The following is a 26,849-nucleotide window of genomic DNA, read 5'->3' as shown; positions in this document are numbered from 1 at the left end:
CGGGTTCCGGAGCAGCCGGGTACGGGCGGGGGCGCCTGCCATCGAGTGGATTGCCGTCGGGTGGCTCGCCCCGACCGCCCTGGTACGGGTCCTGTGAGTACGGGTCCTGTGAGTACGGGCGCTGTGGGTGCGGGCCCGGCCCGGGGGAGGGACATGCAGCGGCCCGGCCTGCGGCAGGGAAGCGCGGCCCCGCTCCCGCGCCGCGCGGTGCCGTGCCCCTGTGTCCCGCATGCCGTGCCTGCCGTACAGTCGCCCCCCGCGGTGGGCGGTGCAGCAGGAGGACCGTGGGGCGTCGGGCGGGGCACGGTCGGTACGCCGGCCGGGTCGTCTCCGGTCAGGTCGGGGGCGTCCGCTGGCGCCTCGGCCGTATTCCGGATGGCGGCGGTTAGCGTCGGGCTGACCAGGGGGCGCTGGATGCCACAGACGGGAGGCGGCCATGGTGGCCAAGCGGCAGGAGGAGGCGTCGCCGGACGCCGTGCTGACCCGGATCGGCCAGGCGGTGATGCTGCACCGGGGCGGTGATCGGGAGGAGGCGCGGAATCGGCTGGCCGCGCTGTGGCAGGAGGTGGGCCCGGACGGCGACTCGCTGCACCACTGCACGCTCGCGCACTACCTGGCCGACACCCAGGACGACCCGGCCGACGAACTGGCCTGGGACCTACGGGCCCTGGCCGCGGCGGACAAGCTGACGCGGGGACCGGACGGACCAGCCGACACCCGGGCCGGCCAGGCGCCCACGACCGGGTCGACGGGCCCCACGACGAGCCGTCCGGGTGACGCGGGTGAACCCGGCGCGGACGGGCGGCAGGGGGCTGCCGCAGTGCGCGGGTTCTACCCCTCGCTGCACCTCAACCTGGCGGCCGACTACCTCAAGCTCGGCCGGCTCGACGCGGCCCGGGCCCAGCTCGACCTGGCCACGGCGGCGTCCGGCGCCTTGGGCGACGACTCGTACGGCGAGGGGGTGCGGGTGGCGATTGGGCGGATGGCGCTGCGGCTCTCCGGGGCAGTGAGCGAGCACGCCGCGCCGCCACGCCAGCGCCCTTGGTCGTGAGCGAGGCATCAGCCGGATCAGACCGCAAACAGAACCGCAGACCGGATCAGACCGCAGACCAAGTCCGGGCGGCAGAACCTGGACGGCAGAACAGCGTCAGACCACAGACCAGACCAGACCAGACCAGGTTAGGTGGCGGGACAGAGCCAGACGGCAGGAGAAGCCAGTGGACAGGAGCGGCCGTTGGTTGGGGGCACGGTGGGGGAGCGATGCGCGCGAGAGGCCGGCGGTGGGGCCCACGGGGGTAGGGCGGGGCATTCGGGGAGCCGTGTGCTGTGCGCGTATCGGGCGTGGCGCGAGGTGGGGGCAAGCTCCTGTGGGGGACGGCAGATGGTGCACGGTCGGGAGTGTCGCGCGGTGCGCCGCCGCCAGGGCGGCCCGCCCGTGAGAAGGGGGCCTGCCACTGGGCGGCGTGCGGCAAGGGCCGGCGCTACTCGCCAGTGGCGCCGTCGATGCGTTCGCGGATGAGGTCGGCGTGGCCGTTGTGCCGCGCGTACTCCTCGATCATGTGGATGTAGATCCAGCGCAGGCTGAACACCTCGTCGCGGCGGGGAGCGGTGTCATCGAGCGTGCGGCCGGCAGCCGCCTCACGGGCGAGCGCGATCTCCTCCCGCCACGCGGCGAAGTCGGCCTCGGCGTCGGCGTCGACCAGGTCGAAGTCACCGTCGGGGCGCTCGGTGGACCAGTAGCGGGGCGGGGCGTCCTCGCCGCTGAGCACTCGACGGAACCAGTTGCGCTCCACATCGGCCATATGGCGTACGAGACCGAGCAGTGAAAGGGGCGAAGGCGGCGTCGAAACCTCCTGCAACTGGGCCTCGGTCAGCCCCTGGCACTTCTGGGCCAGCGTTTCGCGGTGGTAGTCGAGCCAGGCTTCGAGCATGCGGCGCTCCTCCGCTATCAGAGGCGGCTCCTGGCGGTCGGCGAGGATCGCAGCGGATGCGGTCGGGGTGTTCTCGGGCGTAGTCATGGCGGTCATGATGGTCTGCCGCTCCGCCGCTGGCCAAGCAATATCCGCCGTTTGCCGACCAGGCCCCGGTGCAGCGTGTAGGGGGCGCCGCGGAGACCGTACGGGATTCGGGCCCGGGCCGGCCGGAGCGGGGCAGGCCCTGGTCAGCGCCGTACGCGCGGCACGTATGCTGCCCGCGCAGGGTAGGGCAACGAGGCAGCACCGGCGCCGGGAGCGGGACCTTCCGGACGGCGGGAGCACTGCGAGGCGCGCCGGCTGGCGTGCGGATGGAGGGACGTCTGTGAAGGTCGGCTGCATTGGCCTGGGAGACATCGCACGCAAGGCGTACCTACCGGTCATCGCCGCTCAACCGGGTGTGGAGCCGCATCTGTCCACGCGTACCCCGGCCACCTTGCACAGCGTCGGCGACGCGCTGCGCATCCCCGCGGCACAGCGCCACCAGGATCTGGACTCGCTGCTCGCGGCCGGGCTCGACGCCGCCTTCGTCCACGCCCCCACCGCGGTCCACGCCGAGATCGCCACCCGCCTCATCGAGGCCGGAGTGCCCACGTACGTCGACAAGCCGCTCGCCTACGAGCTCGCCGACAGCCAGCGCATCGTCTCCCTCGCCCAGCAGCGCGGCGTGAGTCTGATGGTGGGGTTCAACCGGCGCTACGCCCCCGGTTACGCCCAGTGCCTGGACCACCCGCGCGATCTGATCCTCATGCAGAAGAACCGGGTCGGCCTCGCGGACGAGCCGCGCACGCTCGTCCTGGACGACTTCATCCACGTGGTCGACACCCTGCGCTTCCTGGCCCCGGGGCCGATCGAGCACGTCGACGTCCGGGCGAAGGTCAGTGACGGGCTGATGCACCACGTGGTGCTCCAGCTCTCCGGGGACGGGTTCACGGCGATCGGCACGATGAACCGGATGAGCGGTTCCACCGAGGAGGTCCTTGAGGTCTCCGGCCAGGGCACCAAGCGCCAGGTGCTCAACCTCGCCGAGGTCATCGACCACAAGGGGCAGCCGAGCCTGCGCCGCCGCGGCGACTGGGTGCCGGTCGCCCAGCAGCGCGGCATCGAGCAGGTCACGCTGGCCTTCCTGGACGCGGTGCGGGCCGGGCAGGTACTCGACGCGCAGGACGCGCTGCGTACGCACGAACTGTGCGAGCACATCGTCACGGAGGCACTGACGAGCTGACGGCCACCGGGCCGTGCCCGCGCCCGAACCCGAACCCGAGCCCGCGCCCGACCACAACGGGCAGGTCAGTCGCTCGCCCGGTCGGCGGTGGGCTGGCGCTCGGGGAGCGGTGCGGTGGGCGGGGCGGGCCGGTGGCGGCGGCGTAGCGCGCGGCCGGTGGCGAGTACCGCCGCGGTGAGCAGGGTGAGGGCCGCCGCGTACAGGGGCCAGTCGCCGAACCGTACGTACGGGCTGGTGCCCCGGGCCAGCGGCACGTCGTACACGGCAGCCGCGCTGCGGTCGGTGCCGAGCCGGTGTCCGACGGACGTGCCGCGCGGGCCGAACACGGCGCTGACCCCGGTGAGCGAGGCGTGCGCGGTCGGGCGCCAGGTCTCGGCGGCGCGCAGTGCGGCCAGCGAGGCGTGCTGGGCCGGTGCCCAACTGTGCTGGAACGACGAGGTGGCTGACTGTGCGATCAGCACCTGTGCGCCGTCCCTGACCAGCCGGCGGCTCATGTCAGGGAAGGCGGACTCGAAGCACACCAGCGGGCCGATCCGCAGCCCGCCGATGCCCGTCGGGACCGACAGCGAGCCCGTTCCCGTACCGCGCGGGCGGCGCGTGGGCAGCCCCGCACGGTCCGCGTCCGGCACGCGCATCACCACCGACTTGGCCCCGCGCCGACGGTCCTCGTGGGCGGCGGTGCCGAGCGAGGCGGCCCAACCGAGTACCGAGCGGGCCGGCACGTACTCGCCGAAGGGGACCAGCCGCATCTTGTCGTAGTGGTCGCCGGTCGGGCCGTGCGGGCCGACCAGGACCGCGCTCTTGTAGATCCCGGGCTGGCGCGGGCGCTTGGCGTCCACGTTGACCAGCAGCCGGGCGCCGACCGTGCGGGAGAGTGCGGTCAGCCGCCGCCTGAGATCCGGCCGCTCGGTCAGGTCGGCGCCGACGCTCGACTCACCCCACACCACCAGCCCCACGCCCCGCCCGGCGAGCTCCCGGGTGAGCTGTTCCTCGCGGTCGAAGCGGTTGCCGCTGCCCTCGACGACGCCCGGCTGCACGACGGCGATGCGTACGGTGCCCGCGCGCTCGGGCACCGGCGCCCAGCACCACGCGCCGGCGACCCCCGCCACGCAGCCGACCAGTGCGGTCAGTGCCGTCGCGCGGGCGCGGGGCAGGGCCAGCGCGGCGGCCAGCGCGACGTTCACGGTCACGATCAGCGCGCTGGCCAGCCAGACGCCGCCGATGGACACCAGCCGCAGCGCCGGCTGCACCTGCCACTGGCTCGACCCGAGCAGCCCCCACGGCCCGCCCAGGTACTGCCAGGACCTGACCGACTCCACCATCAGCCAGCCGCAGGGCAGCAGCACCAGGGCGCCGGCGGCCCGCCGCCCCGCGTCAGGGCCCGGCGCGAGGAGCCGGCGCACCAGCCACCCCCACGGTGCCCACAGCATCCCGAGCCCCAGCGCCACCAGCACGATGAACCCGTGGACGACGGGCAGCAGCCAGTGGTGCACCGCCAGCAGGAACCCGACGCCGCCGAGCCACCCCTCGCAGGCCGCCCGGCGACCGCTGGGCGCCGAACGGATCAGCAGCAGCCAGGGCACCAGCGCCCCGTAGGCCAGCCACCACAGCGACGGGGTGGGGAACGCCAGCGCGGGCAGCGCCCCCGCCCCCAGCGCGAGGACCGACCGGCCCAGCCGTGACCGCCCCAGCCACCACCGGCCAAGCCGCGCGGCGCGGGCGGGCCGCCGGCCGGCCCGGGACAGCAGGCGGGGTACGCGGCGCCAGCGCCGTTCCGGCTGCGGGGGATGCGGGAGCGGGCCCGGTGACCGGGCGGGAGCGGCCCGCTCCGGGGCCTGCCGTGCGCTCCGCGGCGCGTCCTGCTGCGGGCTCTGTTGCGCGTTCTGCGATGGGCCTTGCGGTGGGTCTTGCGACGGGCCCTGTAGGGGGTTCCGTAGTGGGTCGGCTGCCCGGCCCGGGGCGCGGTCGGTGCGCGGCAGCCACCCGCGCATCGGCTGCATCCGGCGCATGCAACCACCTCCATTCGAGCCGCTGGCCCTGCGGGCTCCGGCCCGCCTGGCCGGGCCCTCCCGCCGTGCCCGTGCCGCGGTGCGCAGCCGCGGCGACGGTTCCGACGCCGCCCGCCGCGCTGCACGATGTCGACACCGACCACACCGGCGCCGGCGGCGAAGCGCGGGCGCCAGGCATGAGGGAGTTGACCGCATGTTGCCGTTGGAAGGCGTCACCGTAGTCTCGCTCGAACAGGCAGTGGCCGCCCCCTACGCCACCCGCCAATTGGCCGATCTCGGGGCCCGGGTCATCAAGGTGGAGCGCCCCGGCGGGGACTTCGCACGCCACTACGACCGGGCGGCCAACGGGCTGTCCGCGTACTTCGTCTGGTGCAACCGGGGCAAGGAGAGCGTGGTCCTGGACCTCAAGGAGGCCACGGACCGGGCGCTGCTCGACCGGCTGCTGGCAGCCGCCGACGTGTTCGTACAGAACCTCGCGCCCGGTGCCGCCGCACGGCTGGGCCTGGGCGCACCGGCGCTGCGCGAGCGCTGGCCGCGGCTGATCGTGTGCGGCATATCCGGCTACGGGGACAGCGGCCCCTACCGCGACCGCAAGGCGTTCGACCTACTGGTGCAGTGCGAGACCGGGCTCGTCTCGACGACCGGCACCGAGCAGCAGCCGACCCGGGCCGGGATCTCCATCGCTGACATCGCGGCCGGCATGTACGCGTACACCGGGGTGCTCACGGCGCTGTACGAGCGCGAGCGCACCGGCTGCGGCAGCGCCTTCGACGTCGCCATGCTCGACGCGCTCGGCGAGTGGATGGGGCAGCCGCTCCTCCAGGCCCTGTACGGCGCGGCGCCCCTGCCCCGCAGCGGCGCCAGGCACCCATCGATCGCCCCGTACGGCCCCTATCTGGCCGGGGACGGGCACGAGGTGTTCCTGTGCGTGCAGAGCGACCGCGACTGGGTGGAGCTCTGCGAGCGGGTGCTCGGGCGGCCCGACCTCGTCCGCGCCCCGCGGGTCGCGGACAATCCGCTGCGCCGACAGCACGACGCGCAGCTCACCGAGGTACTGCACGCGGCCTTCGCCGAGCTCACCGCCGACGAACTGGTGACCCGTTTGGATGCATACCTCAGGCCTCTCCACGAACCGGGCCGCAGCAGGCAATCTCAGCACGCTGCTCGACCGACGTGCTAAAGGCAGTCTGGGCGAAGAAGCCCGGAACTTTTACTTTCCCTGGAAGAGCCACCTGTCCTTGGTCGAAAACGATGACGCTCTCACAGAGGTCGGCGGGGCCCTCCGCCCGATGGCTGGACACCACAAAGCTGACGGATTCTGACGGTTCGCCCACCAATTCGCGGAAGATACCTGACTGCGCGGGGCCGAGGCCGGCCGTCGCCTCGTCCAGCGGAACGACCTGTGCATCACGCATCAATGACTGCGCGATGCCGAGTCACTGCACCTGGTCACCGGACGGTTCATGGCTCCGGCATTCGCCAACTCCGTGGGGTGGAACCGGTCCAGCGCCTTCGCGAGCGCTCCCATACCCCCAGCCTCTATATATCGAAGTCGACGGCTCACCGCTGGATCCCGATCTGGTCCAGAGCCGGGGGCTGGGGCCGCTTGCACGCGGCTTTGCTGCACCGGCTCGACGATGCCGGCCTCATCGACATCACCCGCGTCATCCTCGACACCGCCCATGTCAGGGCGAAAGGGGGCGAACATATAGGTCTGAGCCCCGTGGATCGAGGCAAGCCGGGTTCCAAGATGCACGTCCTGTCGGACGCGAACGGACTGTCCCTCCTCGTCGGTGTCTCGGCCGGCCACAGGCACGACAGGGAAGGGCTGAAGCCCATGGTGGAGGACCACCAAACGAGACACGGCCCTGATCGCGGCCGGTTCGTCAAGCTCCAGCGGCATACATGCGGACAAAGCCTACGACCGCGCCGACCTGCGGAAATGGTTACGCGACAAGCGCATTGGAGCGCGGATCGCAGGCAAAGGCTCTGAGTCCAGCGAACGATCGGGCTACCATCGCTGGGCCAATCGAGTGGACGATGTCCTGGCTGTCCGGCTATCGACGTCTGGGCCCTCGCTATGAGGGCGTTCCCCACAACTACCTGGCCCTTCTCGGGCTCACCGCTGCTGTGACTCGTCCGTCTCACCACGTACGACACGGTCTTAGGAGGAGGTCTATTCACACTCGGTCAGCGAACGAACGCGCTGTACGTGCTGCGGCAACCACTCGGCCCTACGCGATACTGATTGCTGTGACGCCTCTCCGCGCTGGTCAGCCTGCCCAGTTGCACATAGCCGGACGCAGGAGCGAGGACAGGGGTTACCAGGGACAACAAGGTCGCCTTTCCAGCCAGGATGGGGCCCGAGCAAGGTGGTGCATCCGTCGGGGAACTCCAGGGTGGGCGCCCCCGTACGGTAAGGGCTTGCAGATCATTAACACGCTGTCTTGATCATGCTGCTGGAGTCGCTGCTTAAGGCTCGAACCCGAGCTTCGAGGGCTGTGAGGGCGGAGTGGCGGCCGGCGGGATGGCTTGCTGTGCGCCTTGAGTAGTGTCCTGATCTTCGGCATCTTCAGCAGGGTGCGGTGCATGGCGGGTCCGACTGCTGTCGAACAGCACGGCGAGGGGTTCCGCGGTCAGGGCGACCCGCAGGTGAAGGACGGCTGCCAGGACCTGGTCGGGGAAGGCGGGCCGGAGCGGGCGGCCCGCGTTTGGCGTCGCAGTCGAGGGCCAAAGTGTCGGTGAGAGCGCTCAGTTGCTGCCGGGACATGCCAGTCAGTGCGGGGCCGGACAGGAGAGCGCGGTCCCACTGCGGGGCCGGATTCTGCGGAGCCCGGGGTGCTGGGTGGCTAGGCAGGTCTGGGGGGCAGGGCATAGTTCCAGTCGCCGTGGAAGGCGTGTCGGGTCAGTGGCAGGGATGCCATCTCCGCGTCGCCGATCTGGACTCCGGTGGGGTAGACGTTGGTGTCCAACTCGGCCATGACACACAGTCCGGTGCGGGTGGTGGTCGCAGTGATGGACTGGACAATGACTTCATGGCTGGTCCGCGGGCGCCCGCGCGAGTTCATGGTGATGTGTGAGAAGAGCCGGTGCTCGATCTTGTTCCACTTCGATGTACCCGGCGGCAGGTGGCACACGGTGATCGTCAGTCCTATTTCGGCTGCGAGCCGGGTGAGTTCGAGCTTCCAGGCCCGGCAGCGGTAGCCGTTCGAGCTCCGCATCGGCGGTGATGAACAGGCGCGTCGCCTGCGGGTAGACGACACGTCCCTGGCTGCACCACCAGTGGCGGATCGACTCCACCGCGAACGCGGCGTGGAAGGAAGTGCACAGCAACCCCACAAGCAGGTCCGTGCCCGCGTCGAGCACGTCTTCGCACACATAAAGACCCGGAACATCCTCCGCGACCGCCGCCTCAAAGGCGACGGAGTCCACCGCACCATGCTCGGCACGCCTTGATGGACAACCTCGCCCTTGCCGGACAGACGCGCGCCCCGAACGACGGCTAGGCACACTCGAGGCGACTCAGAGATCATTTACGGGGAACCCTTAGGAAGAGAATTGATCAGTGAAGTGAAAACGGCACAGCATATACAGGTAGTCAGCGCGGAACAGGGGCGAGCAAAGGCAGGGCCCCCCGTCCCAATTTTTAACCGGGCAGGTTACCGCGCAGGCCAGTACTTGACGATCACGCTTTTGACATACAGCTTGTAGCCGGTTTGGTCCCGTTTAGGACGGAGTAGTTGAAGTAGTACCTGCCTGCCCAGCGGTTCCCGAAGCTGAACGTGTCAAAGTAGTTCTTGTCCCGTGCGACCGCCGGGTCCGGAGGCACCGGATGCTCCGTCTCTATCTGAAGGGCCGCGTGCTTGAAGCGGTTCGCACCCGCCTCCGTTGGGTTGCTTCGCAACCGGGGAGCTTGACCGATGTCGACGTTGTCGCGATTCTTGTCACTCCAGCGGCTCGATTCCTTGTTCGGTATCCATCGCCGAAGCTGCTAGTGAAGCCCACCTCCGCGTAGGCCCGGTCCGATCCCGAGCCCCGCATTGACCGCAATCCCCATTACGACCGAAGCTAACTTGCGCTTACTGTTCATACTGCCTTCCTGGATCTGGGTCAGTGCTGAGGCCGTAAGGGCCCCACCTCACTCCGGTGAGCCCGAGGCGTCGCCTTGTTGCGACAGGATTTTCCCGGCTTCGACATTGGTCTGCTCAGTAGTTGCCATGGCATTCTTCGCAATGCCGGCGATTTCGTCATACTCTTTCTCTAGATGGCTCGGACGTCCCGCCTGGACCGTCAAGAAGCCGCCTATCCCGAACAGTCCGCTTTCCTTGCGAGCAGCGAGCTTCTCTTCGAAAAGGCAGCGTGGGATTCCTGCGGTGTAAGTGGACTTCCCTCTCAACGGAAGTTGGATATTCATGTTGGCCTCCGGGTCTCGCACTGTGCCCGGCGGGTCCTCGCCCTTCGCAACTTGTCTCATTGCCTCGAAGTATCGGCGCCGCAGCAGAGTGATGCCCTTGTCGCTCCGCCCCAAGTTCTCTGTCGTTCGGTCGGCGACAACTCCTTGGCCGATCCATGCGGAGAAGTCCTGGTTGCCGGTATGTGAGGTAAGGATCTCGCCAGTTGATGAGTCGGTGAGTGGGCCGTACCAAAATGGAATCTTTTCCTGGTCTTGCTTCCCAGGGGGTACGTCATCGGGCAGTACCGAGTACTGCCAGGTGATGTTGAGGGTACGTCTTTCGTCCACCGGGACACGGAACTCGATGGTGTTTCCGGAAGCAAGCGTGTATGGCCAGAGAGATAGGATACCGCCCTCGCTAACGTCGCTCGTCCCCGCGTACGTTCCCTTTGGCGGGATGTCAGGGATCTGCACAACCCTTCCATTGATAAACCCGTGCTCAAACTCCAGGAACTCAATGGACAGGTGCGACGGTACGTATATCGGGTCCCCCGGACTGCTGTGCACCGCGTTCCTGTTCAGGTGCAACCATTCGAAGTGGACAGGATCCATACTGTTCTCATGGCACTGAAACCAGTTACATGGCAGTTCGGTCATGATGATCTCGACGAATCCGTGCCCCCAATTGAAGAGCTCGAAGTCAGGGAGTAGCGGTGCCGGCTCTGGGCCCATATAGGCCCAGATCAGTCCTCCGAGCGTCGCGGTGGAGTGTGCGGCGACTCTGACCTTGTCCCGAAATCCACCAGATGAGCCCATCTCTTCAAACGGTTGGCTGGCACACCGGCCATCCGAGCTGAACGCCCAGCCGTGATAGGGGCACCGCATCGTATCTCCATCAACCCACCCAGCGCTTAGATCGGTGCCCCTGTGAGGGCAGTGCCGAGAGATCAGGCCGTGGCTGCCGTCGGACTTGCGGAACAGCACGAGGTCCTCGCCGAGCAGTCTGAGGGGCTTTACGTTCCGCTGGCGCAGTTCCAGAACCGGAGCGATTGGATGCCAGTATCGACGCAGCAGTTCACCCATTGGTGTGCCGGATCCCACTTCCGACAAGATCCGGTTCTTCTCAGCTGAGAGCATGTTGGTCCCTCCACCTTTCGTATGCAGTCGTGTGCGAGTTCGACGGGCCGCTCCCACCCTCGATCGACGTTCAGAAAAAGGAATGCGGCGTCGTCGCCACCGTGGCCAGGCGCTGAGCTCGAACGACGGCTGGTACGTGACACGCACATCGATGGGGGGCGAGTGGTCGGCTGAGGAGTGCCCCTGCAGAACGGCTGAGACCGAACGCCGGTCGTGGACCATAGCTATATCTGAGGCCCCAGAGGCAGCCATCATGCGGCCCCCTGCACCGATTTATCCACACGCGGCTTTTACACCCAAAAACAACACAGGTAATTGACCTCTCTGCTTTTATTTCACGTCCACTTATTTTGCCTGAAGTCTGAAGTGACTACACCTGTCTCCGCCCTCGGATCGGGATTCGGGACCAGAGCCGGGTATCAGCGCCGGCCGACCCCGTATCTCATTGCAGTATCGATTGAGCGGCAAATAATCCTGCTGCTGTTTAGGTGGAAAAGTGGGCAGTGGATAAAGCGGTTGGGCCTGAGTAATAGTGATGGAGATGAGCATGCCGTGCAGTCGCCGACTGGGGGCGACAGTCGAGATAACTGTCCCTGACGCGTTGTGGCACAACAGATCTACATCGGATGGCCCCAGGAGTCTTATCCCCTGTACCGACGATGCCTGATGCCAGATTTTTCCGATGGCATTTCCCCTTAAGGAGGGCCTACTGGTGCGAACTTCCATTGTTGAGAGCGTACTCTTTGTCGGAGGGAGGAGGGTCGAGGCGCTGGCGGCGGCCAAAAATGCCGGACTACAGGTCATCTACCTGGGCTCAAAGTCCGATATGAGCAGGCAACATTACGAGCTGGTGAACGCCGCTTTCTTATTCCCTGAGCTCTCGCCCGATCTTGCCCTTCGTTTTGCCGTCGAGCTGCATGCAATCCTTCCATTCGACCTCGCGTATACGGCTGGCGAGGCGCACCTTCAGGTCGCCGCACGCATAAACGACGAACTCGGTTTGAAATCAAACCCCTTGCATGCGGTCTCTGCGGCCAACAATAAAGCCCTCATGCGAAAAGTCTTACGTGATTCACCAGTGGGCCGTGTCGCATCCGCGGAAATCTGGCGCCAGGAAGAACTCCAGGAATTCGCCACGGCGAATGGATTCCCGCTCGTCCTCAAACCGAGTCGGGGAAGTGGGAGTAGAGACATTCGCATCATCTCCAACACAGTCGAACTCTCTGGGGGTGCTGTCGGGTTGGAGCCGACCGGGGACGCCATGGCTGAGGGCACGGCACCTTGGCTGGCCGAGGAGTTCTTGGAGGGTAGAGAATTCAGCGTTGAGACGCACAGCACCGCCGGTGAGCACCAGATCCTCGCCTTCACCGAGAAGTTCAAAAATGAGCACTGTGTCGAGATAGGTCATGTGGTACCAGCACGGATTACTGCCGCGGAACAAGCCCTGCTCGCCAACGAAACAAAGATCGTACTGACGGCCCTCGGTGTGGAGGAGGGGCCTGCCCACACCGAACTGATCCTCACATCACGAGGACCCCGCCTCGTCGAGACCCACACCCGTCCCGGCGGTGACGCGATCGTGGAACTGGTCAAGATCGCGGCGGGTTACGACATACACGGATTGACCTTCTCCTGGCTGTCTGGCAAGCCCACGGATGTGGCACACGAGCCACTGGTCGGAGGTGCGGCCATCTGGTTTCTCACGGCGAAGCAGGGGCATGTGACGGCCATCACGGGCGAGGAGGAAGCCCAGTCGTCCGAAGGGGTGCAATTCGCCTCGCTCTCTGTTGCTGTGGGCGATGTGGTTTCTGATGTCCGTAGCTCCGCCGATCGGCATGGTGAAGTGCTCGCCATTGGTGACGACGCAGACAGCGCATTGCGGCATGCGCGGGAGGCCGTCGGCCGTCTAGCTGTCGAGGTGGAGCCGATCAATCCTGGCTGACATCAGAAGTGTTGTTCCGCCCCAGCTCCCCAGTCCGGACCGCCTCGTGTTCTCCTCATGACTCATCCAAGGAACGAGCGCACATGACGACGAATAAAACCTCTATCACTAATTCGCAGCCGGATAAGCCACTCCTCCTCATGGTAGGTAGTGGAGGTCAGGCATTGCGTGAATACGTGCTGCGGACCATCGTGACCAGATATCGGATATACCTCCTCTGTCCCGAGAAACCCACCTGGGAGAAGCCGTATATCGATGGATACACCATCGTCGATACACTGGACGCTCCGGCGATGGTCGAGACTGCCCGGACCAGTGACGAAGCATTCGCGGGAGTGCTGACATATGAGGAGACTCGGGTCGAGTCCGCGGCAGAATTGGCCACCGCGTTGGGGTTGCGCACCAGTACGCGCGAGGCGGTGAACGCCTGCCGAGACAAGTACGTCGGCCGCGTGGCACTCCAGGACGCAGGAGTCCCGCAGGCCCAGTCCATCGCCGTCGCCGACCTCACGCAGGCCTACGCTGCCGCCAAGCAGATCGGCTACCCCGTAGTAGTCAAGCCTCGTGCGCTCTCGGCCAGTTGCGGGGTGACCTTCGTGGCCGACGCGCAGCACTTGGAAGATGCCTATCGGGAGGCAGGTCGGATCTGGTTCGACGAGGTGCCACGCTCCCAAGCGCCCATCCTGGTGGAGGAGTTCCTCGACGGCCCGGAGATCAGCGTGGAAGCGCTCTGCCGTGATGGACAGGTCACCGCCCTGTTCATCGCGCACAAAGAGCTCGGGTTTGCCCCCGGCTTCGAGGAGGTGGGCCACGTAGTCCAGGCGAATGACCCTCTGTTGCACGATGAGAACCTACTCCAGGTCCTCCAGGAAGCCCACACCGCGGTTGGGCTCACCAACACCGTGACCCACACTGAGATCCGGCTGACCGAGGGCGGACCGAAAGTCGTGGAGATCAACGCCCGGATCGGCGGCGGCCGGATCCCCTACCTGGGCGAACTCGTCACAGGCCTGCAGATCGGCCTGGTGGCGGCGGACCTAGCCGCTGGCGTGGCGTCGGAGATCCCGCAGCCTACGGGCACGATGACGGCCGCCGTCCGATTCCTCTATCCCGAGCGGGACTTGAAGCTCGAGTCCATCGAGATCGACGCAGCGGCCCTGCCTGCCTCGATCTATGAGGTACTGCCGCTTGCGAACCCGGGTACGGAGCTTTGGCTGCCGCCCGTGGACAACGCCCGCTCACGATATGCCCTCCTCATCGCCGTATCGGAGAGCGAGAAAGGCTGCACGGCCGCGCTCGACGCGGCGGCCGCCGCAGTGACGGCCAAGGGCATTCCTCTGTCCTGACGGCGTCCACCTTCGAAACCTAGGGATTGCACAGTGTCGAGAGTCATCGCCATCGTATCCGGTGGCATGGATTCCGTAACCATGGCTCATCAACTCAAGGAGCAGGGCAATGAAGTGCACTTACTGTCTGTCGACTACGGTCAGCGCCACCGCAAGGAGCACGAATTTGCTGCGGCGGCTGCCAAGCGGATCGGCGCGGTGCACCAGATAGCGGACTTGAGCGCCATCGGCCTCATGTTTCGCGGCTCGTCGCTCACCGACCCCGCAGTCGACGTGCCAGAGCAGACTTGGGAAGGATATGGCGAGAGCCCCAACATTGTCCCCAACCGCAACGCCCTACTGCTCGCTGTTGCTTTTGCAATCGCCGTAGTGGAGAAGGCCGAGGCGGTGGCAATCGGCATCATGGCCGACGACGCCACATCAGTCCCCGATAGCACCCCAGCCTTCCTCGACTCCTTCATTGACATGGAACGCTTGGCGACCAAGGGATACGCGCATCCCGACCTCGACTTACTCGCCCCGCTTGCAGGCAGGCGCAAGCGCGACGTCGTGCTGCTCGGCGAAGAACTCCGCGTCCCGTGGACGCAGACATGGACATGTCTGCGTGGCGAGGAAGACCACTGCGGTCGCTGCGCTGCCTGCTGGGAACGCCAAGAGGCCTTCACCGAGGCCGGTGTGGACGACCCGACCACCTATCAAGGAAACAGACGATGACTCTCCGTATCACCAAGCAGTTCGCCTTCTCAGCCAGCCACCAGCTACATGGACTGTCTGAAGGGCACCAGTGCGGCCGCCTGCACGGCCACAACTACCTAGTGGAGGTCGAACTCAGCGCCCAGCGAGACCAGCTCACCGCCCCCGGATTTGTGCGTGACTACGGAGATCTGGCTGGCCTCAAGGGTTGGATCGACGAATGGCTCGATCACCGGCATCTCAACGACGTGGTGAAGGAGAGGAATCCGTCGGCCGAAAACCTCGCCATCTGGATTTATGAGCAGTGGTACACGGTCTACCCGGAGCTAACAGCAGTGCGTGTCTCTGAGACACCGAAGACATGGGCTGAGTACCGGCCCTGACTTTTATGGTAAGGCGTCCGAGGGGGAATTCAACTAAAGGAGGTGATGCCTTGTGGAACCGGAGCTTATTGTCAACGAGATCTTCGGCCCCACCTAGCGCTTTTCAAGGTGAAGGGCGGTCGATAGGACGTCGGTGTGCTTTTGTCCGACTGGGTGGCTGCAATCTTTCTTGCCGGTGGTGCGACACGCCGTATACCTGGGACTGGACCGGAATAAGCAGCACAGGGATCCAATACGACCCCAAGAAGGAATTGCACAGGATGTCTGTCGGAGAGGTCGCGGAACGACTTCTCGACTATGATGTGGGTCTGGTCATAATTTCTGGTGGAGAGCCTCTCAATCAGCAGAAGCGACTTGTTCCTCTCGTCGATAAACTGACACAACACGGTGTTGAGATCGAGATAGAAACTAACGGCACGAAGATTCCCGAACCACGCCTTATCGAGGGCGGGGTACGTTTCAACATCTCCCCGAAGCTTTCGCACGCGGGTGATTCTGTCGAACAGCGCGTCGTGCCTGAAGCCTTGCAGGCCTTGGCCGTGCTGCCCTCCAGCACCTTCAAGTTCGTGTGCCGGGAGATCTCAGACCTGGACGAAGTCGCCCAATTTGTGGAGGCATTCTCTATCGCTTCGGTCTGGGTCATGCCAGAAGGGCGGAACAGGGAAGAAGTGGATGGCCACATGCAAAAGCTGGTTTCTGCAGTTATTGACCGTGGCTGGAACATCACGACCAGGCTGCACACCCTGGTCTGGGGACAGAAAAGAGGTGTCTGAGGAATGCTCGACAGGAAGATCGAGGATCAATTCTTGAACGTTGACGCAGGTGTCGTCGATGCGACCGTACCGGATCGGCTTGAGGACATTGCTCGGAAGCTCCTGACGGAGATCGGCGAAGACCCGGACCGCGAGGGCCTGAGGGATACACCGGCCCGTTACGCACGGTGGTGGCGCGAGTTCACCAGTTACGACCCTGGCACCATTGGCACTCTCTTCGAGACGACGTCCTCGGGGCAGCTGGTGGTGGTGTCGGACATCAAGGTGTGGTCGCTGTGTGAGCACCACCTGCTGCCCTTCAACTGCTCGCTGACCATTGCCTACCGATCCGCCAAGCAGCTGCTCGGTCTGTCGAAGTTCGCCCGGATCGCCCACCAGCACGCCCATCGGCTGCAGGTCCAGGAGCGTCTAGTGTCGGGCATCTCAGAGGACATTATGAGCATCACCGAAGCTCCGGACGTTGCTGTCATCGGTCAGGGCGAGCATCTATGCATGACTATGCGAGGGATCAAGACTGTGGGTCTGATGACCTCTACCTCGTTTCACGGGGTGTTCGCCGAGGACAGCTCCGCCCGGTCAGAGCTCCTCTCCCTCGTCCGCTGACTGGGGCATCCGGCAGCCAGCCTGTGCCACGTCAGCTCGTCGCATCAAGAGTGTGGAGCACCTTCATGTCAGATATGCCTCCAGTGATTGACCTTCGAGCCGCTGAGCGAGGCCCTGAGGCCCGGGCCGAGTTTCTGGACCGTCTGAGACGGGCTGCCCACGAAATCGGTTTCTTCCAGTTAGTGGGGCATGGCGTGGTCGGCGCCGCTGAATTGCTGGACCTATCCCGGCAATTCTTCGCCTTGCCAGACCGAGAGCGCCACGAGCTCGACATACTCAACTCCCCACACTTCCGGGGCTACTCCAGGCTTGGCCGGGAGCATACACGTGGTGAACCCGACCAGCGGCAGCAGCTCGACATCGGTCCCGAGCGACCCGGTGCTCGCCCGGCAGCGGGCGAGCCAACATACCGCTGGTTAATCGGCCCCAACCAGTGGCCAGCGAGTTTGCCCGAACTGCGGCAGGCGGTCCTGGCCTGGATGGACCAACTGGCTGATCTCTCCCACCGACTGCTCCGGCTAATCCTCGAATCACTGGAGACGCCAGCGGACTTCCTGGACACGGTGGTGGCCCCCGATCCGCAGGTGCACTTCAAGCTGCTGCACTATCCGGGGCCCGCCGCCGAGGTCGTCGACACTATCTCCCCGGGCCAAGGGGCAGGTATCCACAAGGACCTCGGACTGCTCACGCTGCTTGTTCAGGACAGCGTGGGTGGGCTCCAAGTCGCCTTCGAAGACGACAACTTCGTCGACGTTCCGGTCGTAGCGGACGCGTTCGTGGTGAACCTCGGCGAACTACTTGAGGTTGCCACACGTGGCTATCTCAAGGCCACCATCCACCGGGTCGTGCGGCCCGCACCAGGCGTCGACCGGTACTCCATGCCGTTCTTCTACAGCCCTCGCCTTGAAGGGGAGATGCGGCCGCTCCCGAGTCGCTATGTAAGCGAGGCGGATGGCGTAGTGGTCGACCCAGGCAACCCGCTGTTCGCGTGCTACGGCGACAACGTGATGAAGGGGCTTACTAGGGGGTTCCCAGACCTGATCGCCCGCCACCATCCCGACCTGTTGAATACCACTGGTCAATGAGGCTCAGTCGGACCTACTCCGGCGGTACTCTCTCTGAGGAGTAAAATAATTTAACATGCGCAAACCAGCCCGTGCTTTTGGTCAATCCCGCATCGGTCGGAGCAACCTACAAACAGGCGGTGCGGGACAGGGAGGTGAGCGCCAAGCTCATGTTAGCCAACGCGCCAGCGAACCTCGAAATAACCTGGTCCCAACATGCCGAAGGCGACGACTCCCTCTACTACACTGCCGAGGCCCCGATCGCTCTGACCGGCACGGACAACGGGATTATGTTCGTCGTCCCTGCGCCGGAGCCCGATGGACAATTCTCAGGTGATTGCTCACGAATTGGGTCGGCTTCCAAGGACATGGGACTGGCTCGGGCCTGGCAGGGACAAATGCTCCATGCGCGGCCACGCAGGCATCGCAAGGGCTGCGTATACCGGCCTACCGCCTAGTGCGCGATCCCAGTGAGGTCCGTAAAGCTGTCGTCAAGACCGGCTATTCTGTCATGTTAAACAGTGTGGGGATATTGGCCCCGCAGGCCCCGCAAGGGCCGAGTCATCCGCGACACTCTGGCCATTTCATTGGGCGCCTGGAATCCCGAACCCCGACCAAGATTCGGGCGCGCGCTATCCGAGGTCAGGGCTATGGTCGATCTAGTGATTATGCCACAACAGGCGACCGACTAGCGGCGTTCGCCCTATTCCCGGGGATCCTTCCTGGTCCCTCTCATCTAGATGCGATCCCATCTCACCAGCAGAGAAAGAAGAGCTCAGCATGGACGTTCACAAGATCGACGAGTCAATCAGCGAGTTCCTCGCGAAGATCTACACTCCTGAGCGTGTCGAGCAGTTAGCGGACCGGTTCTTCCGCAAGGGGGTGGTGAAGTTCAGCGCGAACGCCCGGCTCGTCCCCCTAGAGATCATGACTGCCGTTCAGGTGGAGGCCGACCGACTGATTGAGGACTACAAGGAGCGTCGAGACCTGTTGCTGGGTACTACGGGTAACACTCCGCGCAAGATGAGCGTGGTCAAGAGCGAAGAAATCGAGAAGAGCGATCTCATCCGCGTGATCGCCACGTCGGAATCGCTACTTGGCTTTCTGAGTCGTATTGCCCGTGAACCGGTCATTCCGCAGGTCTCCGCGGACGAACGCTTCCTGATCACCCACCAAGAGCATAAGGCGGACACTCACGGGTGGCATTGGGGCGATTACAGTTTTGCCCTCATATGGGCTCTGCGCATGCCGCCTATCTCCTGTGGCGGCATGCTCCAGACGGTGCCGCACACGCACTGGGATAAAAGCGACCCTCGCATCAACGAAACTCTGTGTGAGCGTCAGATCGACACGCACGGACTCATTACGGGAGACCTTTATCTCCAGCGCACCGATACCACGCTGCACCGGACCGTGCCCCTCACCGAGGACGGCGCCGCTCGGACCATTCTGAACATGACCTGGGCGGGAGAGCGGGACCTCGACAAGCCTCTCATCGGCAACGACCGCTGGTGGGAGGACCCGGGGGCGAAGGCTGCCCAGTCAGTGAAGTAGGACCGACTGCTACCCAAAAGAACAGCTGACGCGCCGCGCTTACGGCGCCGTTCCCAAAGGGCCGGGCACGCGTACCGGATGCGCGTGTCTGGCCCTCCGCCGTTGAACCTTTAGACGTCGTTTCTTACGGGGCGATCGTTCGTCGGACTGTGTATGACGGATCTCGTTGAGCGGTTGGTGCCGGACGAGTTGTGGGTGCTGTGACGGCTGGTGGCGCCGCCCACGGTGGTGAAGCGTCCGCAGGGTGGGGGTCGCCGTCGGGCTGGTGACCGTGAGGCTTTGGCTGCGGTCATCTTCGTGGTCCGACCGGGTTGTACATGGCGACAGCTGCCGCCGGTGTTCGGCCCGGCCTGGCAGACGGTCTACCGGCGGTTCGTCCAGTGGAGCCGGGATCGTGTCTGGGCCCGGCTCCATCGCGTCGTATGAGACGCGCTCGGCGCCCGGGGTTCTGTGACTGGACGCGGTGCGCGATCGACCCCGCCAGCATCCGGGCGGCAAAGGGGGAGTCTGACGGGACCGAATCCGACCAACCGTGGCAAGCCCGGTCGGTGATCTACCTGATCACCGACCGGAACGGACTGCCGCTGTCGTTCGGGGTCTGCGGTGCCAACGTGCATGACAGTCACGGCCTGGAGCCGCTTGTGTGCGGTATCCGCGCATCCGGTCCCGCCGCGGGCGACCGGCCAAACTACACACAGACAAGGGCTACGACTACAACCACCTGAGCCGATCGCAGGGGGCGAGGCATCTGTCACCGCATCGCCCGCAAGGGCATCGAGTCGTCATCCCGAATTGGTTGTCACCGCTGGGTCGTCGAACGCACCGTTTCCTGGATCGCTGGCTGCCGACGCCTTCACCGCCGCTACGAACGCAAACCCCGAGTACTTCCTCGCCTTCGTCGGCATAACTACAACCCTCATCGGCTACCGCCGCCTCACGAAGTGAAGCGACGTCGTGGAAGAAGTAGTCCTTCAAGACGCTGGCGTGGCGAAGCAGGAGTGCAGCTTGGATTACTATCAGGATCGCTGCTATCCGGGCTGGCGCCGTCACATGCCCCTGATCATGGTAGCCCACGCCTGCCTCATCGTTTTGCGGGCCCGGGAGCTTGATGCGGACGAAGGGGAATTGGATTCTCTCAGCCCATCCATCTCAACCTCGCCGAGATCAGACGATTGATCCCCGACTCGCCGATCATCCATTCCAACCGTGCCGCCGGTCGACAGACGGCAGTATCAGGTGAGTCTGATCCGTTAAAAACGAGGACCATTGGTCTATGTGACCTCATTGTGCTTCGCCCAAGACCCGGGTATTGTGGCGATTCTCTTCGTCTAATTTCTCAGCCTTCTGTCTTCGCGCGGTCCAAGCGATACCGGCTGCCAAGAGAAGGAGAGCCGGTACCAAAAGCAGAGTTGTCCTACTCCCGTGCGCCGCTGCTAAATAGGTGAAGAGGGCTGCTCCGGTCGCCCCTCCGGCAAGATCGAGTGTGGTGAGCCAGGACATGGTCTCGGTGACCCTGCCAGCAGGCGCAAGGTCCCCGCTAAGTGTTCTGAGCGTTCCGAATGTGCCGCCGATGGCAAGTCCCGCCAAGGGGCAGACCAGCAAAACTGCCCAGGCAGAGAATCTCGTGGTGAGAGCTAATAGGCCGACGCCAGTGGCAAAGACGCACAGTAGAATTGAGGCTCTGGGGCCTCGGGAAATCCATCGAGGGAATGCCCCTAACGCTAAGCTTCCCGCGACACTTCCGATGGACAAAGCCCCTAGATATATGCCGGTGTATGCAGTGGCGTTGTGCTCCTTGGCGTATAGCGGAAGCAGCACGTCAACCGCAGTTACTGAGGCGACGAAGAGGCCTTCCGCGAGCAGGATCTGTCGCAGTGAGCGGGAGGATAATACTCCCAACCAGTTGCGCTTAGCTGGCGATGGATTTGATGCGGTCGTCACACGAGGTAAGACCAAGATTGACAACGCGGTAAAGATAGTTGTGACAACAAACGGAGCGGTAGGTGAAACAGAGAGGCTAAGCCAACTGGCCAACACTGGACCGATAATCAGTGCCGTCCCCATCATGGAAGAGTCGAGCGCCATGGCAGTAGCGATTGCTTCACTATCAGTCACTGAGCGCCATACGGTGCGCATCATGACGGCTACAGGTGGAACGGTGGCTCCCAATATGCCTGACAAAGCCAGAACCACAGCTGCAGGTTCTCGATTGCTGACTGCTATAAGGAGTAGTCCGGTGACCGTTAGGTGTGCGGCGAGGAAGATATATAGGACAGGTCGAGGAGAGTGGCGGTCGATGAGACGGCCACGGAATGGAGCCGTGACACCTTGTCCGAGTGTAGAGCTGCTTACTGATAGCCCAGCGAAACCGTACGTGTAATCCTGGCTTACTAACAGCAGCAGGCTTAAGGTGATCATGCTGGGGGGTACTTTGGATAGCATCCCAGTTACCGCAATACGTGTGAAACCCGGGACGCTCTTCAGTTCCCGGTAACTAGAGAGGGCACGCCGACGTGCCGGGCGTTGTGTTTCGACTTCTGCCGCAGAAGTAGCAGAGTTTCCCCCGGCTCCCATGATGGATTCATCTGTTTTCTTCATCGATGCCTTCGTGACTAGACCTAGATCTATCGCGATTTCTGCCGTCGCCTCTGAAGAGTGCGCGGTACTTTCCGTATCGGGAGCCACCGTCTTCTCGGAGGCGGTGCGCATTAGCCAATCCGGGACTCGTGTTCCACGGGCCAGTAAGGAATTGTTTCTATGCCACCTCAAACGGTGATGCCTCTGATTCTCGTAGTATGCGAGATCTCAGCGGCGAAGATTTTTGGTTACCGGGCCTAAATATGAGGAAAATTAGGCGAGTCCCGGGAGAAGCGGTAGGCTGCGCCATGCACACCTTGACCAACCCAGGACCATGCATAGCATGCTGTAAGGGGCGCTCGCTCTCGTCGATCCGTGGTGCGATACCAGCCACGCCATAGAGTCGAGAAGTTCTCGGATCCGCTAACACATCTTCCTCTAACCCCTTAAGGACGCAATCGTCAGGGCGGGCGGCGAGATCAGTTCGCAGGATGGGAAGGACGTGAGGAGCCCAAGTCGTATCCCATTCGGCCATGAGGGAACGCCCTTCGAAAATCATCCACCTGAGCGCATTGCTGGGCCCTTCGTCGGAAGGGAAGATTTCAGAGAAGGGTTGATTCCGGGCAAGCACCTTCCATGAGGCATCAACAACAAAGGCCGGATGCGTAATTCCATTGATTGCTTCGTGCCAGATTTCAGATACCGCTTCCCCCGACTTGGGTGTAAGTGGGCCAGGTGGGTCGCCAATTCCGGCATAGCGACACAGCGCTATCCATTCCATTTCGGAGAGTTCGAGGATAAGAGAAATGTCTCGCAGATAGTCTACCGACGGATTCTTGTACTTCCCAGACTCGAGGCGCTGATAAGTTCCCAAGCTACGGTTAAGGAGAAGGTCGATCTGATACTGGGCGAGGCCGGGCGCCCGCCGTCCTTTCCCTCTAGGGCGTGTTAGTCCATGCTTTTCTGGAGCGATTAGAGCACGCCGCTCTGTGAGTAATCGCTGCAGTGCTTCCATGTTCATCCCCGTTTTCTTGTAATCATACAATCCAAGGCCCTAAATGCGTGTGGAACTCCTATCGTGCGGCGGGCCGCCGACTTGACGATAGGGGCGTCCGCGCTGCTGAACTAATGCAAGTTCTTACTCTTTAGTTCATGTCCATCGTGCAGGCGAATTTCGCCCTTGCTCGCCAGTCGCTTATTATTCGGTGCCACTATTCGCCGAATCTAGGTTCTGAGGAAAATCTGAGATTCACCTGGTCGTTTCAGTCTGCCCTTCGAGATGGAAAACCGACACAATCGCTGATCCGTGAAAGGTAGATTTCCCCTTCTGGGCTCGCGTTCGATGGATGGATCTTGCTGGAGGGGTCTGGTCGGGTGTGACCGTTGTGCCGATTTTGGACGTTCGAGGAGTATGGCACTCGGTCGGGAGTCGCGGGTGACAGCTCTGGATCCGGATGGAGTTGCTGCTGTCGCGTCGGCCGGAGCGGTCGCCGAGGCTTCCGGTCGGTGTTGAAGGCGAGGCTACCTGCGGCAGGGCGGCCTGTATGGCGCAACTTAGCGACTCACGTTCCGGAGATGCTGCGCGGCTTCGGATGGGGACGTTCCGGAAAGTGGAATATAGCTCTCTGCGTCGACCCCCTCACTGTCGGTGCGGTATGGATCCTGGTGCAGACCGCACGCAGTCGTCAATGCTTCTTTACGCTTGGGCGCGTCATGGGCATTTCGGGCGCTTAGGCGTCGTTGGCCTGCACGGCCCTTTCGCGCGGAGCAGAAGTCTGCTAATACTTCGGCGCTTGCCTGGGGGCTGTCTCGTCCCACGCATGGGGTTTGCGGAACTAAAACTGCCCGCCGAGAGCGCTCCGGCGGACCAGGGAGGATGCCGGCCTGATGCCCGAGAGCGGAGGCGAAGTATCGGAACGTCAGGAAGGCGTGGACGGGCAGGTCCGGCGGGGTTGAGGAGCGTGCGGGAAGCCTCGGCCATGGCTGTACAACCCTCTCGCAGAGGAGCCGCCGGCCCGTCCGACTCTGGAAGTGGCAGTGCTGCTGGGGCGGATTCTTTGGTGTCGGGCCAGTATTTTTCATCAACGGCGGTCTCCAGGCGCGTTCCGGCCATTGCGGTGTTGAGGGGGCCAAAGTTCCTCACAGACCCTGATGATTCCTCTGTGGCTGCGGGGTCCTTGCAGTAGATCGACCTAGGAGTGATGCTGCGTGGGGCGGGCTGGAGTCCTGCAGTCCTGGCATGCAGCCTCGGAGGGCTTCCAGACGCACACGAGGGCTCGGGTTCGGCGGCCACAGTAGGTGCGGGAGGCGGGGCCGTGCAGGGCGGCGAGCGCAGACAGAAGCATCGCCCGATTGATGCCGGTTACCGCCTCGTGGAGCGTGTTCGCCGTGGAGTCGAGGTGCCCGAGGACCTTGTGGCCGGATTGAGGTGGACGTAGGAAGTGAGGTGGGCGGCGGTGGGAGAGCTGACGCCGTCGCCGACAGTGACCAGCAGCGTGGCTCGGACGGTCGGGACCCTGGGTGAGGACCAGCGGGCCGCGGGTCCGCGGGTGGGCCCGAGCCGCTCGCCGCCCGCCGGCCGGCGTCTCCTACCCGCGGAAGTGGGTCAGGGAGTAGGCCGGGGCCGCGCCGCGCGGCCCGTCCGCTCGTACCGACGCGTCAAGGGAGAGCCGCACATGACCGAGCGCAAGCCCCCCGGTGTCAGTTTCGAAAGCTTCGTCGACCGGCAGATCCGGGAGGCCGCCGAGCGGGGCGAGTTCGCCCGGCTGCCCGGCTTCGGCAAGCCGCTGGAGCGGCCCGACGCGCCCTACGACGAGTCGTGGTGGATCAAGGAGAAGATGGCCCGCGAGCAGCTCTCGTTCCTGCCGCCCAGCCTGGTGCTGCGCAAGGAGGCGGAGGACGCGTTGCAGGCGGCGGTCACCGCGCCGTCCGAGAGCGCGGTGCGCCGCATCCTCGCCGACATCAACGACAAGTTCCGGGCCGCCCTGGCCCGCCCCGGGTCCTCGCAGGCGCAGCTATTGACGTGCGGTTCCACGAACTGGGCCGGCGAGTGCAGCAGGTCCCCGACGAACACCGCGCGGTCCCCGCCGGAGTCCAGCTTGAGCACCGAGGAGCCGGGGGTGTGGCCCGCGGCCAGTTCCAAGCGCAGGTGGCCGTCGATGGTGTGGCGTTCGTCCCAGAGCTGCACCTGGCCCGCCGCGTACACCGGGGCGACGCTGTCCTCGAAGACGTTCTGGTTGCCGCGGCCGAGCCGCGAGTGGTGGCCGCGCGCGGGGTCCCAGAACTCGAAGTCGCGGCGCGGGATGAGATAGGTCGCGTTCGGAAAGGTGGGGACCCACTGGCCGGCGCGGAGTTCGGTGTTCCAGCCGACGTGGTCCACGTGCAGGTGCGTGTTGACCACCAGATCGACGTCTTCCGGCCGCACGCCGACGGCCGCCAGATCGGCCAGGAAATCGGTCTCCAGATGGCTCCACAACGGGGCGTAGGGCCGCTCCTTGTGGTTGCCGACACCGGTGTCGACCAGGATGGTCCGCCCCTCGCTGCGCACCACGAACGTCTGCACCGCACACCGGCACTCCCCGGTGGCGGCGTCCAGGAAGTCGGGCACCAGCCACGGGTGCCGCCCCGCCCAGTCGGCGTCGGGCTCGACCGTGAAGAACTCGTGCGGCTGCATGCGGATCGACCCGTAGTACTCGGTCACCCGGGTCACCGTGACGTCGCCGATGAGGAGCTCGTCGCCGGTCGGGGCGGTACGGGGGGTGCCCGCGGCGGCGGATGCGTCAGGGGTGCGGGGCGCCTGGGCCGTACGGGTGGTGTCGGTGGTCCTTGAGGTGTCGGTGGTCCTTGAGGTGTCCGCGGTACGCGTCGTGTCCGCCGTACGGGGCGTGTCCGCGGCGGCGCCGTGGTCGGCGGTGGGGGCGACGGCGGGATGGTCGGCGGCTGCGGTGTGGTCGGGCACGGTTGCTCCAACGGGGTGGGGACGGGTTCCCCGCCAGGCTCGGCCGGGTGGGCGGCGACGAACAGCCCCGCCCGTGCCCACCCCTGGCAGGGTCTGGATCGGCGCCCGGCCCGGCGGCAGGCTTGGGCCATGGATGACCGGAGGCTGGGGGAGTTCCTGCGGGCGCGGCGGGCCGCCGTACGACCGCAGGACGTCGGGTTACCCGACGCGGGGCGCCGGCGGGTGCCGGGGCTGCGGCGGGAGGAGCTGGCGCTGCTCGCCGGCATCGGCGTGTCGTACTACACGCGCCTCGAACAGGGCCAGGCGCACAACGCCTCGCCCGAGGTGTTGGACGCGCTGGCCCGGGTGCTGGGGCTCGACGAGTTCGAGCGGGCGCACCTGACGCGGCTGACCGGCCCGGGGCGGCGGCGGGGCGGCGGCCGGGACAGCGAGGTGGAGCAGGTGCCGGCGGCGACGCGGGAGGTGCTGCACGCGGTGGGCGAGGTACCGGCCCTGGTGCTGGGCCGCCGCGCCGACGTGCTGGCCTGGAACGCGCTCGGCCACGCCCTCGTCGCCGGCCACCTCGATCCGACCGCCCCGGACCGGCCGGCCGAGCGGCCGAACCTGGCCAGGCTGCACTTCCTCGATCCGCACGGCCGTGACCTGTACGTCGACTGGCGGCGCAAGGCCCGCGCCACGGTCAGCAACCTGCGGCTGCTCGCCGGCCAGTACCCGGCCGACGCCAGGCTGACCGCGCTGATCGGCGAACTGACCATCGGCAGCCCGGAGTTCGCCACGCTCTGGGCCGACCACCGGGTGCGCCCCTGCGAGGGCGAGGTGTTCACACTGCGGCACCCGACCGTGGGCACCCTCACCGCCACCCAACACGCCCTCCAGGTGCCGCGCTCCCCCGGTCAGGCGCTCATCCTGTTCACCACGGCGGCCGACTCCGCGTCCGCGCACGCCCTGACCCTGCTGGCCGCCCAGACCCACACCCGTCCCACCCCACGGCCCGCGGAGTCCGCGACCGGGGCGGATGTGCGGACATCCGGCCGGGAGGGGGCCGGGGGCTGAGAGGGCTACGGGCCGGGTGGCGGGCCTGGGGCCACGGCCGGTGCGGCGTCGTGGCGGGTACGGGGCGTCACGACGCGGGGGGGGGCGCCGGAGCGGTCGGGGGCGAAGGGGCCGTTGGGGGGCGCCTGAGCCGTCGGGGGACGCGGCTGACCACTGCGGGCCCGGC

18 protein-coding genes and 7 pseudogenes are annotated in these 26,849 nt (G+C 65.2%); 17 read left to right on the top strand and 8 right to left on the bottom strand.

The genetic code is table 11. The annotated features are described in order from the left end of the window. Positions 1 to 436: 436 nt before the first annotated feature. Complete coding sequence (locus AAHZ94_RS00125; RefSeq protein WP_349989717.1) at positions 437 to 1,051, top strand: hypothetical protein; 615 nt, start codon at positions 437 to 439, stop codon at positions 1,049 to 1,051. A gap of 430 nt (positions 1,052 to 1,481) precedes the next feature. On the opposite strand, the gene AAHZ94_RS00120 is transcribed toward AAHZ94_RS00125, so the two are convergent. Continuing rightward, complete coding sequence (locus AAHZ94_RS00120; RefSeq protein WP_349989716.1) at positions 1,482 to 2,027, bottom strand: DinB family protein; 546 nt, start codon at positions 2,025 to 2,027, stop codon at positions 1,482 to 1,484. A 271-nt stretch (positions 2,028 to 2,298) separates the two neighbouring features. Here AAHZ94_RS00120 and AAHZ94_RS00115 point away from each other — a divergent pair, with 271 nt between their 5' ends. Beyond that, a complete protein-coding gene (locus tag AAHZ94_RS00115; RefSeq protein ID WP_349989715.1) occupies positions 2,299 to 3,198 on the top strand; it encodes a Gfo/Idh/MocA family protein in 900 nt (299 codons plus the stop codon). A 65-nt stretch (positions 3,199 to 3,263) separates the two neighbouring features. On the opposite strand, the gene lnt is transcribed toward AAHZ94_RS00115, so the two are convergent. Beyond that, complete coding sequence (lnt, locus tag AAHZ94_RS00110; RefSeq protein WP_502964545.1) at positions 3,264 to 4,943, bottom strand: apolipoprotein N-acyltransferase; 1,680 nt, start codon at positions 4,941 to 4,943, stop codon at positions 3,264 to 3,266. A gap of 457 nt (positions 4,944 to 5,400) precedes the next feature. On the opposite strand from lnt, the gene AAHZ94_RS00105 reads away from it, so the two are divergent. Next, positions 5,401 to 6,387, top strand: a complete 987-nt coding sequence (locus AAHZ94_RS00105) for a CaiB/BaiF CoA transferase family protein (protein WP_349989714.1) — start codon at positions 5,401 to 5,403, stop codon at positions 6,385 to 6,387. Between the two features lie 357 nt (positions 6,388 to 6,744). Next, a pseudogene (locus tag AAHZ94_RS00100) lies at positions 6,745 to 7,340 on the top strand (IS5 family transposase); the annotation flags it as partial. 301 nt (positions 7,341 to 7,641) lie between these two features. On the opposite strand, the pseudogene AAHZ94_RS00095 reads toward AAHZ94_RS00100, so the two are convergent. Next, positions 7,642 to 8,519 (bottom strand): annotated as a pseudogene (locus AAHZ94_RS00095) (ISAzo13 family transposase); the annotation flags it as partial. Position 8,520: 1 nt separating this feature from the next. Here AAHZ94_RS00095 and AAHZ94_RS00090 point away from each other — a divergent pair. Next, positions 8,521 to 8,713 (top strand): annotated as a pseudogene (locus tag AAHZ94_RS00090) (IS5/IS1182 family transposase); the annotation flags it as partial. Positions 8,714 to 9,345: 632 nt separating this feature from the next. Here the strand turns inward: AAHZ94_RS00090 and AAHZ94_RS00085 are convergent. After that, positions 9,346 to 10,737 (bottom strand): Rieske 2Fe-2S domain-containing protein, encoded by a 1,392-nt coding sequence (locus tag AAHZ94_RS00085; protein ID WP_349989713.1) that lies wholly within the window; start codon positions 10,735 to 10,737, stop codon positions 9,346 to 9,348. Between the two features lie 712 nt (positions 10,738 to 11,449). Here AAHZ94_RS00085 and AAHZ94_RS00080 point away from each other — a divergent pair. From AAHZ94_RS00080 to AAHZ94_RS00035, 10 genes and pseudogenes are all read left to right on the top strand, one after another. Beyond that, entirely contained in the window at positions 11,450 to 12,679 is a 1,230-nt protein-coding gene (locus AAHZ94_RS00080; protein WP_349989712.1) for an ATP-grasp domain-containing protein, read from the top strand. Positions 12,680 to 12,843: 164 nt separating this feature from the next. After that, complete coding sequence (locus AAHZ94_RS00075; protein ID WP_349989711.1) at positions 12,844 to 14,025, top strand: ATP-grasp domain-containing protein; 1,182 nt, start codon at positions 12,844 to 12,846, stop codon at positions 14,023 to 14,025. A 33-nt stretch (positions 14,026 to 14,058) separates the two neighbouring features. Further along, positions 14,059 to 14,739: a 7-cyano-7-deazaguanine synthase gene (locus AAHZ94_RS00070; RefSeq protein WP_349989710.1), complete on the top strand. Its 681-nt coding sequence runs from the start codon at positions 14,059 to 14,061 to the stop codon at positions 14,737 to 14,739. Then, the gene (locus AAHZ94_RS00065; RefSeq protein ID WP_349989709.1) at positions 14,736 to 15,101 is read left to right on the top strand and encodes a 6-pyruvoyl trahydropterin synthase family protein; all 366 of its coding nucleotides are present in this window, start codon (positions 14,736 to 14,738) and stop codon (positions 15,099 to 15,101) included. The genes AAHZ94_RS00070 and AAHZ94_RS00065 overlap by 4 nt, the downstream gene beginning before the upstream one ends. Positions 15,102 to 15,106: 5 nt before the next feature. Next, complete coding sequence (locus AAHZ94_RS00060; protein ID WP_349989708.1) at positions 15,107 to 15,874, top strand: 7-carboxy-7-deazaguanine synthase QueE; 768 nt, start codon at positions 15,107 to 15,109, stop codon at positions 15,872 to 15,874. Positions 15,875 to 15,877: 3 nt separating this feature from the next. Continuing rightward, positions 15,878 to 16,477, top strand: coding sequence for a GTP cyclohydrolase I (folE, locus tag AAHZ94_RS00055; protein WP_349989707.1), 600 nt, complete (start codon positions 15,878 to 15,880; stop codon positions 16,475 to 16,477). Between the two features lie 65 nt (positions 16,478 to 16,542). After that, positions 16,543 to 17,562 (top strand): isopenicillin N synthase family dioxygenase, encoded by a 1,020-nt coding sequence (locus AAHZ94_RS00050; protein WP_349989706.1) that lies wholly within the window; start codon positions 16,543 to 16,545, stop codon positions 17,560 to 17,562. A 759-nt stretch (positions 17,563 to 18,321) separates the two neighbouring features. Beyond that, positions 18,322 to 19,095: a HalD/BesD family halogenase gene (locus tag AAHZ94_RS00045; RefSeq protein ID WP_349989705.1), complete on the top strand. Its 774-nt coding sequence runs from the start codon at positions 18,322 to 18,324 to the stop codon at positions 19,093 to 19,095. A 207-nt stretch (positions 19,096 to 19,302) separates the two neighbouring features. Next, a pseudogene (locus AAHZ94_RS00040) lies at positions 19,303 to 20,040 on the top strand (IS5 family transposase). A gap of 42 nt (positions 20,041 to 20,082) precedes the next feature. After that, a pseudogene (locus tag AAHZ94_RS00035) lies at positions 20,083 to 20,271 on the top strand (IS701 family transposase); the annotation flags it as partial. A 105-nt stretch (positions 20,272 to 20,376) separates the two neighbouring features. On the opposite strand, the gene AAHZ94_RS00030 reads toward AAHZ94_RS00035, so the two are convergent. The 3 genes and pseudogenes from AAHZ94_RS00030 to AAHZ94_RS00020 all read right to left on the bottom strand — a co-directional run. Beyond that, positions 20,377 to 21,513 (bottom strand): MFS transporter, encoded by a 1,137-nt coding sequence (locus AAHZ94_RS00030; RefSeq protein WP_349989737.1) that lies wholly within the window; start codon positions 21,511 to 21,513, stop codon positions 20,377 to 20,379. A gap of 337 nt (positions 21,514 to 21,850) precedes the next feature. Continuing rightward, on the bottom strand, positions 21,851 to 22,453 hold the full coding sequence (locus AAHZ94_RS00025) for an MmyB family transcriptional regulator (RefSeq protein ID WP_349989736.1): 603 nt from the start codon (positions 22,451 to 22,453) through the stop codon (positions 21,851 to 21,853). A gap of 1,504 nt (positions 22,454 to 23,957) precedes the next feature. Further along, positions 23,958 to 24,172, bottom strand: a pseudogene (locus AAHZ94_RS00020) (transposase); the annotation flags it as partial. A gap of 175 nt (positions 24,173 to 24,347) precedes the next feature. Here AAHZ94_RS00020 and AAHZ94_RS00015 point away from each other — a divergent pair. Then, positions 24,348 to 24,524: pseudogene (locus AAHZ94_RS00015) on the top strand (DnaJ family domain-containing protein); the annotation flags it as partial. On the opposite strand, the gene AAHZ94_RS00010 reads toward AAHZ94_RS00015, so the two are convergent. Further along, positions 24,479 to 25,396: an MBL fold metallo-hydrolase gene (locus AAHZ94_RS00010; protein ID WP_349989735.1), complete on the bottom strand. Its 918-nt coding sequence runs from the start codon at positions 25,394 to 25,396 to the stop codon at positions 24,479 to 24,481. The pseudogene AAHZ94_RS00015 and the gene AAHZ94_RS00010 sit on opposite strands and share 46 nt — an antisense overlap. Positions 25,397 to 25,759: 363 nt before the next feature. Here AAHZ94_RS00010 and AAHZ94_RS00005 point away from each other — a divergent pair, with 363 nt between their 5' ends. Then, positions 25,760 to 26,683: a helix-turn-helix domain-containing protein gene (locus tag AAHZ94_RS00005; RefSeq protein ID WP_349989704.1), complete on the top strand. Its 924-nt coding sequence runs from the start codon at positions 25,760 to 25,762 to the stop codon at positions 26,681 to 26,683. Positions 26,684 to 26,849: the final 166 nt, after the last annotated feature.

Source organism: Streptomyces sp. HSW2009, assembly GCF_040240285.1.
GTDB lineage: Bacteria > Actinomycetota > Actinomycetes > Streptomycetales > Streptomycetaceae > Streptomyces.
The sequence above is the reverse complement of the archived record's forward strand: the minus strand, read 5'-3'. Positions and strand labels throughout refer to the sequence as shown.

Coding starts and splice junctions, on each gene's coding strand:
- AAHZ94_RS00105 (WP_349989714.1), top strand. CDS start 5,401: ATGTTGCCGTTGGAAGGCGTCACCGTAGTCTCGCTCGAACAGGCAGTG.
- AAHZ94_RS00025 (WP_349989736.1), bottom strand. CDS start 22,453: ATGGAATGGATAGCGCTGTGTCGCTATGCCGGAATTGGCGACCCACCT.
- AAHZ94_RS00125 (WP_349989717.1), top strand. CDS start 437: ATGGTGGCCAAGCGGCAGGAGGAGGCGTCGCCGGACGCCGTGCTGACC.
- AAHZ94_RS00050 (WP_349989706.1), top strand. CDS start 16,543: ATGTCAGATATGCCTCCAGTGATTGACCTTCGAGCCGCTGAGCGAGGC.
- AAHZ94_RS00120 (WP_349989716.1), bottom strand. CDS start 2,027: ATGACCGCCATGACTACGCCCGAGAACACCCCGACCGCATCCGCTGCG.
- AAHZ94_RS00065 (WP_349989709.1), top strand. CDS start 14,736: ATGACTCTCCGTATCACCAAGCAGTTCGCCTTCTCAGCCAGCCACCAG.
- AAHZ94_RS00085 (WP_349989713.1), bottom strand. CDS start 10,737: ATGCTCTCAGCTGAGAAGAACCGGATCTTGTCGGAAGTGGGATCCGGC.
- AAHZ94_RS00045 (WP_349989705.1), top strand. CDS start 18,322: ATGGACGTTCACAAGATCGACGAGTCAATCAGCGAGTTCCTCGCGAAG.
- AAHZ94_RS00005 (WP_349989704.1), top strand. CDS start 25,760: ATGGATGACCGGAGGCTGGGGGAGTTCCTGCGGGCGCGGCGGGCCGCC.
- AAHZ94_RS00060 (WP_349989708.1), top strand. CDS start 15,107: ATGGTAAGGCGTCCGAGGGGGAATTCAACTAAAGGAGGTGATGCCTTG.
- folE (WP_349989707.1), top strand. CDS start 15,878: ATGCTCGACAGGAAGATCGAGGATCAATTCTTGAACGTTGACGCAGGT.
- AAHZ94_RS00030 (WP_349989737.1), bottom strand. CDS start 21,513: ATGATCACCTTAAGCCTGCTGCTGTTAGTAAGCCAGGATTACACGTAC.